The following is a 9,063-nucleotide window of genomic DNA, read 5'->3' as shown; positions in this document are numbered from 1 at the left end:
ATTAAGCTCTAGCATATATGTTTCCCCCTATCTTTGACTAGTGGTGTTTTCATTGATAGGTTAACATAAATGCTGGAGTTTTTTTAGTTGTAATTATTGTTATAGATTTTAACTAGCACAACGGGTTTTCTATATACAAATTCACTTTATGTTGAAAATCTAAAATCAAGTAAATCTTTAACTTAAAATTCCATGTTTGAAGCAATAGTTGTTGTTATTTCCACTGATTTCTCCTTTTTTAGTTTATTGTATTTATTAACTCTATATTATAAAAATATTAGAATTAATACTTTTTTCCAAAGATTACTAAGTCGCCAAATGGTACACCATTTACACATACTACGTGTAGATAATATATCCCACATTCATATCTATAACAATTTGCTGTTGCTCCAGAGACTGATCCTATTGATTTTAATTTATTCTTTATGACTATATTAGTTCTAAAATTATCTGTAATTCTTACATATTTACAAATATTTAAAGCTGTTTTCTTTTCTCCATTTCAAGTTGTACTGCTTCCCACATATCTTTATCTATTATTGCAGGATGACTTTCTTCTACATAATATTGCGGAACTTCACCTGTGTTTACTTCTCTTTTTTTGTAAAGAAATCAACTGTATAAATCTTTTGAAGTAGTGCATCTCGTTTATATTTTTCATTACTGAGCATTTTCCTTATGATACTTCATACCATTTAGCTTTACCATTCCAATTTTTCGCAAATATCCAATTCTGCGAAAAACCTTTCCCCCTTCAACCAAAAATCTCCCAAACCGTAGTCTAAGGAAACATAAAACACACATACATATTTAGTTAAAAACCTTCAAAATCTTATTTTTATAAGTAACACATTACTTCTCTACTCTCAGTAATGCGGGATTTCTTGTTAAATTCAAACTTCGATAACTCATTTTCACTAAGCGTTCAATGTCTATTTTAACTGATTTATGTTGTTCATTTAATCAATTAACAAGTTTAGATATTAGTAATAATCAATGTAAATTTTATACATTAGTTACCGGTTTTTACGTGTATCTCGGTGTCCCACCAAATATTAATGTTGATGATTTGAAAAATAATTTGAAAATTAAAAACAATATTTGAAAATATAAATTTTATAAACTATAATAGTTTTAAACATAATATCTAAATTTTAGAGGAGGTATTTTAAGTGAAATTTAAAAAAATTAAAAATTGTTTGTTGTTAACATCAGTTCTATCATTCTAATAAAATAATCATATACTTCTGTACTTTTATCAAACATATTTTCTAAGTCTTTTTTCCCACTTTCTAATACATTTTTTTCTAAAAACTTTTCATTAAAGATAATTGCTAAAGTATATTGCATTTGTAAAGCCACATTCAACATTTGTTTTCCTGCATTTTCTGCTTTTAAATAATCAGAATATATTGATAAAAAGTGTTCTGGAAAAACACTAATTAAATAACCATAAAACCACAAATAATCTTCGTCATTTGAATATTTCTCTGTTGCTATTTTAAAGGCATCTATTAATATATTTTCTGCTTGTTCTAAACATTTTTCTAATTTGGGTGATAATATTCCCCATTCAGCCAAAACATACCAAGCATAAAAAGAAATTCTGAAAAGATCATATTTCCCAACTGTTTTTAAATAATCTTCATTAATAGTATTTAAAAATTCTATAAACTCGTCCCAATTTTCCTCATTTTTTATAATTCTATCTAATTTATCTAAATCCATTGTACATCATAACCTTTCAAGTAATATTCTATTTATTATTTCTTATTTACCTATGCATCGCTAATTTTCCATATACTATCATTTATTTTTTTATGTTACAGATACTGTTTCTCAATTAATCAACAATATAGTTTTTGATTATATTATTTATTTTACAAAATTTTCTGCTGTTTATTAAAATAAATATTAAAATTTCAAAGTCTAGTAGAACCTATAAATTTGCTATCTACTAGACTTATTATAGTATGGTATATTTATTTTTATATAATGTTTACTACAAGCATTAATTAATACTCTTTCTCAAAAATAAATTCTCTTGGTTAACAAGTTTTTCTACTAATTTTAATACTTCTTCATTCTCTCCATATATAGCTACTGAAAATTCACCATTTATACTAACAAGAATATTTTTTTTGGGGAAGATTATTTGAACCGATGAAATATCATTTTTTATGATATATGAAATTATTTTATGAATCTCTTGCAACGATTTTGAGCGAATATTTTTATATTCATACTCATAAAACTTCAATCTACTTTTTTCTTCAGGAAACTCTGTTAAATAAATTTCAGCATCATAATAAGTGATCAATTTAATTATTATTCGACAAATCTTTTGACTAAAATCATCTAAACAATTTACTAGAAGATATTCTTCCAATTCAAAATATCCAACATGGCTGATTGTTTCAGGTAAAACATCAATAAAGTGATAAGATTCACTACTTTGTAATGTTTCAATAAGCTCTAATGTTTTTTCCATCATTTCCCTAACACCTTTCCATTTTTATCTAAAGAATCAATTCTTCTATATTCATCCATTATATTGACTAATGTATTTAAGCAATTTAAGCATAGCTTCCATATAATAATTTACTTTATTTTTATTTTTTTAGTAGATCCCTTTTCTTGAAAATATATAAATTTTTCATATTTCCCTAAAAGTTCAAACATCGTTTTTTCATTTAAAATATTATTATTAATTATATGTCTTTAATCTATCTTCCATTTAGATACACTTTCTGCTTCTAAATACTTATATAAAATTCCTGATTTTATTTTACCAGAAGCTGAGTGTTATTAGAAACACTTCAATTAATAGCAAAGATATATAGGATCGCTGAAATCGTAACCTAGATGTATAACTAATGGCACAGTATATCAACCACATTCTTAAAATATTAATCGCTATAACTACATCCTTTACATTTAACAAAAGCACAATACTGATGCAAATACTTCCCAATAATATTCCAAATTTAAGTATATCACCAATGCGAAACAGTATATCTTTGAATTTTGTGCGGCTAGAAAAATATATCTTACCATCTATAGATATTCCATTACCTGAAATAATATCGTGTAGATCACCTATAAAATAAAAAAGGAAAGTAATAATTAAAGCTAAGTAAAGTCCTAAATTCAAAAGATTAAAATGTAAATTTCCGTCTTCTATCAATAATATTTTCAGAACCAAACTGATTACAGAAATCACAAATAACATTGAAACAAATGCTATAGATTTTTTTATGGGAACACCAAGTAAAATATTTCGCTTTTTTTCCACCATTTCTGATTTCATTTCAGCAACTTCGCTAGAAGCATTTTCGAATATGATATACAGATTATTCTGACATATAATTTTACCATTGCCAGTTTTCATATTTTCAATTTTTTCATCTATCTCTTCGTCTAAATGCTTGCGAAAAATAGCGTATGACTTTGGCACTTCAGTTTTTGCATAACAAAATTTTAATATATCTAAAAATTTTCCCATTGCGCCGCAAAGACTATAGCCTTCAGTTGTCTGCTTTTCTATAAATCCAGTCAATGCAGCAATTTCATAAAATTGATAATTATTATAGACTATTTTATTTTTATGGTTCTTTTTTTTGATCATCATTTTTCTCCATTATTTATACTATTTTCCAAATAAAAAAAACGATAGTGTCAAGTAATGATTGATGTATCTATATGATGTTTATTTAATATATCAATTTCTGACTCAATTTGAAAAGTTTCTTCTCGTGTAAGCATCTTATTTGTCAAGAAAGAATGTTTCTTTGCATAAGATACCAGTGAGTTATAAGTAGTAGTTGCAAAAACATCAATTGTCGATAACATGATAACAGTGAAGACCAATAAAGTGATAACAAATTTCTTCATAATCTAACACCCATTTTTTGTATGGTAGTGTCAAATTTGACACTCCTTTTTCATTACTCTCTGCATTTGCTACAGCATTGGATTTAACTCCAATTAATATACTTACCAAGTAAAGGTATGACATTTCCCTCATAAAATAATTCTATCAAATCTATAAACAAACTTGCCTACAAATATAATTCTACCCCCACAATTCCAAGTTTGTCAATAATTTTATTGTAAATATTTTCCGAAATAAAAAGCTACAAAGATTGTTCGTTCCACTTCCAATCTTTGTAAGGGATCAGGTACCTTACAAAAACTGGACTACAGTTTTTGTTGCTAAAGTTGTATAATTCCATAAACCGTCAAAATTTACAAATAAGAGATACCGAAAACCAACTTTTATGGATAAAAGTAAAAATTAATGGATGTTTATAGATCAAATAGAAAACAAGCAATTGAAAAAAATTATAAAACAAAATGATAAGACAATTAAAATAAAAGTATGCTGGAGCTGTATATCGTGAAAATTGCACGTTCGATTTTGAAAGTAGCGGTGTCTATGAAGATTACCGTCTATTTTACTCATCCTAAAGAATCGAAAATTTGAAAAAAGAAAACTGAATTTTAACAAAAAGCAAATAAGATTCTATAAGTTATAAATTAATATATTTTGGAGGAATTATAAAATGGATTGGAAACATGAGTATAAAAATAAATTAGTTTCAATAGAAGAAGCTGCTGGAAAAATTGAATCTGGTGACAGATGTTGGATAAGCGCAGGTTCATCTGCACCAGCACAATTGATAGATGCAATATGTACAAGTTGTTACTACTCTAAGATCAGATGTAATGTATATTGTTACAGAATATGGTATTGCAAATTTATATAATAAATCAATTTCTGAACGTGTGGAAGCAATGATTAGTATCGCTCATCCTAATTTTAGAGAAGGACTTAGAGAACAAGCTCAAAAGATTAGATTAATTAAATAATTGTAAAAATATTAGAATACTATAGTAGTAACTACAAAATGTAAATTTGCTATGTTAACACATAATTTCCTAAAATCTCAATGTATTTAGAGCTATTTTTAAGTATATAAGTATTAATTTTAATTGAAGTTTTGCTAACAAAACTGGCAAATATTACATCAAGGGATATAATCAAAAAACAAAGTACCAAATTAATTTTAATATAACCTTTACGGTTTTAATTTTGGGTTATTATTGGCTTAACGCGAATACTTTTTAATATTTCAGGATATATAATTATATCTTATGGTATAATATGGCTAAGGTGTGAGCTGCGAAGCAGCACGCAAAAGCGTGATGTTTCCTCTTGGAAACAGAAGGAATTCTGTTTTCATTAGTAAGTTATTAACATATAATAGGGAAACCCTATCAGGCAAGGTCTAACCAACCACCTGTACCGAGTCCTTGGAGTCGAAGCGGTAACGTCAGATTTAAGCGTAGGACAGGGAGCGAACGAGCCGAAACGAAAGTGAAGTTATTGAGCCACGAAATTATTATCTAAAAGAAGAGGTCGATATTGTCTTAGTGATCGCAGACAACATTATATAAATCGTAATGGTGAGATTTATATAACTCTTCCGGGGTCTGAGGACTTGGCGAATTTGATGATAAATATGCTAATAGAACAGCTGAGATCCTATAATGTTTGAAAAAAAAATAATAAATAAATCAGTATGCAAAATCAAGCAAGGGAACGAGCGAGATAAGCAAATGCATTATAGGAAGTCCGACTAACTCATAGTACCGCAGAAGTTGGCGAAAGCAAATGGAGAGAAGGGGTTAGCACAACATAGCTTCAAGTAAACGAAGGATTATGCAGACAGGAGAGCTGAAGAACATGGATAATGAGTTACTTGGAATACGATTCAATATAGAAAAGGCGATACTTGACGGAAAGGTTCAAAACCTTGCCTCTTACATCAATAAAAGGACACTGATAGCTAGTCATAATAAAATGGATTGGAAGAAGGCAAAAGGAATTGATGGAGTGGCAAAGGATGACTATGATATCAAAGTAAAAACAAATGTGGAACATTTGGTAAAATGAATAAAATACGGAAGCTATAAGCCAGAATCTATAAGAAGGGTGTATATTCCTAAAGATGGAAGCAACAAAATGAGACCACTGGGAATATCATGCTATGAAGATAAAATAGTAGAAAATGTTATAGCAAGGATATTAACGATGGTATATGAGCCTAAGTTTTATAAGGAATCTTATGGTTTCAGACCAAACAGGAACTGTCACCAAGCCATTAAAGAAATTATAGAAAATGTACAATACCGAAAGGTTAATTACATTGTAGAAGCAGATATCAGAGGGTTCTTCGATAATGTAGACCATGAATGGATGATAAAGTTCCTAGAACATGATATAGCTGATAAGAAATTCATAGGAATAATAGAGAAGTTTTTAAAGGCTGGTATTATGGAAGGTGGTAAATATTTAAAAAGTGAACGAGGCACACCGCAGGGAAATGGAGCATCGCCAGTACTTGCTAATATATACTTACACTATGTATTGGATAATTGGTTCAATATTTAGGGAAACCAGAAACTTTTGATTTTCTAGGATTTACATTCTATTGTAGTGAAAATGGTAAGAAAGAATTCTTTCGATGTAAGGTTAAGATTTGTAAGAAGAAATTTAGAAGTAAAGTTAAGACAATGAAAGAATGGATTAAAAATAATCGAATGATGCCCGTAGGGGAACTGATTAAGAAGATAAATCAGAAACTTAGGGGACACTATCAGTATTATGGGGTTACCGATAATACAAGAGGTGTGAAGAGTTATCTAAATGTAGTCAAATGGTTGTTGTTTAAATGACTTAATAGAAGAAGTCAAAGAAGAAGTTACACAATTGATACGTTTTACAATGGTCTACTGAAAACTATTCCGTTATTAGAACCGACAATAAGCGTAAGCTTATTCTATAGATGATTTAAATATGATGTGAAGAGCCGTGGCACGTACGGTTCCGTCGAGGAGTATAGGCGATGACGCCTATATTTACTCAAGAAGTAAGTCGTATTAGGGATTTAATTTTAGTTAATAGAAAATATATATAAGCCACTCGGCATTAGCCCAGTGGCTATTAAAGAATAGGAAGTGGAATTGATATGAGTAGCATATTTACAAGTATTATAGTAAACATACCATATATTATTATGGCTTTATTATCATTTAATCTTTTGGTTATAATACATGAATTAGGTCATTTTTTCCTATGCAAACTAAATGGTGTAAAGGTAAGTGAATTTTCATTAGGAATGGGTACAAAACTATTTGGAATTAAAGGAAAAGAAACGGAGTATTTAATTAAAGTATTTCCTATTGGAGGGTACGTTAAAATGGAAGGAGAAGATGGAGAAAGTAATGATCCTAGAGCTTTCACTAATAAAACACCAGTTCAAAAACTAAGTATAGTTTCTGCTGGTCCAATTATGAACTTAATCTTAGCAGTGGTTTTATTTGCTAGTGTAGGTGCTACAAAAGGATACCTATTACCGATAATAAAGGAAGTAGCTCCTAATAGTCCAGCTATGCATGTTGGACTACAAGCTGGAGATAAAATTACTAAAGTTAATAAGGTTAATATAGATAGATGGGACCAATTTTTAAATGAAGTTTATACTTCTAAAGGAAAAAGTTTGAATATTGAAGTAGTTAGAAATTCTGAAGTGAAAAAATTTTCCCTGACACCTGTTAAAGATAAAAAAGAAAATATATACTTGGTGGGAATACACGTTTCTGAGGTTAAAAAAAAGTTTAACTTTAGTGAAGCTGTAAATTATGGATTTGAACAAACAATTAGTACAATAAAACAAGTTTTTGTATTTTTTAGTAGCTTATTTAAGGGGGAAGTTTCTGTAAATGAAGTTGGTGGTCCAATAAGCATAATAAAAATTTCAGGAAAAGCAGCACAAGCTGGATTTACAACATTAATGTTCTTTACTGCATTTTTAAGCGTGCAACTAGGAATATTTAACATAATACCCTTTCCTGCTTTGGATGGTGGGTGGATTTTTATGCTGTTATTTGAAATAATGTCCGGTAAAAAATTAGATGAAAATAAAGTTGGAACTATTAATTATATTGGATTTATGATTTTAATGGCGGTAATGGTATTAGTAGTTATTAAGGATATAATTAATCCACTAAAATTATAGAAGCTGAAGGTAATAAGAAAGATAACTAATCATACAGCTAACGTACATGCCAAAATAAGCTACATTCTAGATATTAATTCCAATATATTTTTATAATTTATAATAGGATACAAGCCTAGATAATTTAGAATAAATTATAAGTATCAGTTTATTTCAGGAAAAGAACTGTTGATTGAATTCCCATAGTTGTTGCTACACAGCTTCGTTCAACGGATTGTTTAGGAAATTGAGCAATTTTAATGTTCATTGAAAGTGTCTATTAAATTAAGCTCAACTTCTTAATACAATGCTATACATTTCACGTCTTTAATGCAGTTTACAGATGGAAATAGAATTGACTTGCATATTCAGCCTATGGAGGTGTTAAAAAAAGAATATGGAACGGATAAGCTAACTGTTCCTTTGCTTGATAAAGATAACTGTTTACCACAAATTCCAGCGCATCTGACGAAGATTATTGGGTTAAAAAAACTACATATGAACAATATTTTAGTTGTTGTAATAATTTTTGGTGGGTAGCTCCATATTGTGCAAAAGGACTTTGGCGGCAGGAAATTCTTTTTACAATAGAAGTAATGAATAGTTATGTGCGACAAGAATTATTAACTATGCTCTATTGGTACGCCGGTGCTTAAACAGAATTTAAGGTAAGTATCGGAAAAGCAAATAAACATTTAAAAGAATATTTAGATTTAGAAGTACGGACAAGATTGATGAATACTTTTAATATGAGTGATTATGATTCAGCTTGGAATGCATTGATTACAACATGTGAATTGTTTGAAGATATTGCACTTAAAGTAACCCGTTGTGCTAGTTAAAATCTATAACAATAATTACAACTAAAAAAACTCCAGCACATATTAAATTTCGTAGAAATATTGATAAAGCCATTATGAGCGATAGCGAAATAATCACAATTTCCATAGTAGGTGAACTCTTAACTATTGATTCTGAGAAAGCTTGGTTTGGATTC

9 protein-coding genes and 3 pseudogenes are annotated in these 9,063 nt (G+C 28.8%); 8 read left to right on the top strand and 4 right to left on the bottom strand.

Annotated elements, in window-relative coordinates; all coding sequences use genetic code 11:
* Positions 1 to 480 precede the first annotated feature (480 nt).
* The 4 genes and pseudogenes from CLTEP_RS15660 to CLTEP_RS12470 form a co-directional block, all read right to left on the bottom strand.
* Positions 481 to 552 (bottom strand): annotated as a pseudogene (locus CLTEP_RS15660) (recombinase family protein); the annotation flags it as partial.
* Positions 553 to 1,191: 639 nt separating this feature from the next.
* A complete protein-coding gene (locus CLTEP_RS12480) occupies positions 1,192 to 1,731 on the bottom strand; it encodes a hypothetical protein (RefSeq protein ID WP_066827199.1) in 540 nt (179 codons plus the stop codon).
* A gap of 283 nt (positions 1,732 to 2,014) precedes the next feature.
* Complete coding sequence (locus tag CLTEP_RS12475) at positions 2,015 to 2,497, bottom strand: hypothetical protein (protein ID WP_242863945.1); 483 nt, start codon at positions 2,495 to 2,497, stop codon at positions 2,015 to 2,017.
* Between the two features lie 294 nt (positions 2,498 to 2,791).
* Positions 2,792 to 3,631 carry a hypothetical protein gene (locus tag CLTEP_RS12470; protein ID WP_242863944.1) on the bottom strand — a complete coding sequence of 280 codons (840 nt, stop codon included), beginning with the start codon at positions 3,629 to 3,631 and terminating at the stop codon, positions 2,792 to 2,794.
* A 937-nt stretch (positions 3,632 to 4,568) separates the two neighbouring features.
* Here CLTEP_RS12470 and CLTEP_RS15115 point away from each other — a divergent pair.
* The 8 genes and pseudogenes from CLTEP_RS15115 to CLTEP_RS14695 form a co-directional block, all read left to right on the top strand.
* Complete coding sequence (locus tag CLTEP_RS15115; protein WP_066827190.1) at positions 4,569 to 4,772, top strand: hypothetical protein; 204 nt, start codon at positions 4,569 to 4,571, stop codon at positions 4,770 to 4,772.
* Positions 4,690 to 4,875 (top strand): acetyl-CoA hydrolase/transferase C-terminal domain-containing protein, encoded by a 186-nt coding sequence (locus CLTEP_RS14505; protein WP_084364954.1) that lies wholly within the window; start codon positions 4,690 to 4,692, stop codon positions 4,873 to 4,875. The genes CLTEP_RS15115 and CLTEP_RS14505 overlap by 83 nt, the downstream gene beginning before the upstream one ends.
* An 877-nt stretch (positions 4,876 to 5,752) precedes the next feature.
* Entirely contained in the window at positions 5,753 to 5,962 is a 210-nt protein-coding gene (locus CLTEP_RS15365; protein WP_242863942.1) for a hypothetical protein, read from the top strand.
* A 69-nt stretch (positions 5,963 to 6,031) separates the two neighbouring features.
* Positions 6,032 to 6,460, top strand: coding sequence for a reverse transcriptase domain-containing protein (locus CLTEP_RS15360; RefSeq protein WP_242863941.1), 429 nt, complete (start codon positions 6,032 to 6,034; stop codon positions 6,458 to 6,460).
* Entirely contained in the window at positions 6,445 to 6,744 is a 300-nt protein-coding gene (locus CLTEP_RS15355) for a group II intron maturase-specific domain-containing protein (RefSeq protein WP_242863940.1), read from the top strand. The genes CLTEP_RS15360 and CLTEP_RS15355 overlap by 16 nt, the downstream gene beginning before the upstream one ends.
* A 293-nt stretch (positions 6,745 to 7,037) precedes the next feature.
* Positions 7,038 to 8,087, top strand: coding sequence for an RIP metalloprotease RseP (gene rseP / locus CLTEP_RS12450; protein WP_066827188.1), 1,050 nt, complete (start codon positions 7,038 to 7,040; stop codon positions 8,085 to 8,087).
* A 309-nt stretch (positions 8,088 to 8,396) separates the two neighbouring features.
* Positions 8,397 to 8,908: pseudogene (locus CLTEP_RS15350) on the top strand (aminoglycoside 6-adenylyltransferase).
* Between the two features lie 5 nt (positions 8,909 to 8,913).
* Positions 8,914 to 9,063, top strand: a pseudogene (locus tag CLTEP_RS14695) (IS982 family transposase); the annotation flags it as partial.

Source organism: Clostridium tepidiprofundi DSM 19306 (assembly GCF_001594005.1).
GTDB classification, from domain to species: Bacteria; Bacillota; Clostridia; order Clostridiales; family Clostridiaceae; genus Clostridium_AC; species Clostridium_AC tepidiprofundi.
This window is presented reverse-complemented; position numbering and strand designations above follow the sequence as displayed.

Bases quoted from the DNA above. Each gene is read 5' to 3' on its own strand.
- CLTEP_RS12470 (WP_242863944.1), bottom strand. From the start codon at position 3,631: ATGATCAAAAAAAAGAACCATAAAAATAAAATAGTCTATAATAATTAT.
- rseP (WP_066827188.1), top strand. From the start codon at position 7,038: ATGAGTAGCATATTTACAAGTATTATAGTAAACATACCATATATTATT.
- CLTEP_RS12475 (WP_242863945.1), bottom strand. From the start codon at position 2,497: ATGATGGAAAAAACATTAGAGCTTATTGAAACATTACAAAGTAGTGAA.
- CLTEP_RS12480 (WP_066827199.1), bottom strand. From the start codon at position 1,731: ATGGATTTAGATAAATTAGATAGAATTATAAAAAATGAGGAAAATTGG.
- CLTEP_RS15365 (WP_242863942.1), top strand. From the start codon at position 5,753: ATGGATAATGAGTTACTTGGAATACGATTCAATATAGAAAAGGCGATA.
- CLTEP_RS15360 (WP_242863941.1), top strand. From the start codon at position 6,032: ATGAGACCACTGGGAATATCATGCTATGAAGATAAAATAGTAGAAAAT.
- CLTEP_RS14505 (WP_084364954.1), top strand. From the start codon at position 4,690: ATGCAATATGTACAAGTTGTTACTACTCTAAGATCAGATGTAATGTAT.
- CLTEP_RS15115 (WP_066827190.1), top strand. From the start codon at position 4,569: ATGGATTGGAAACATGAGTATAAAAATAAATTAGTTTCAATAGAAGAA.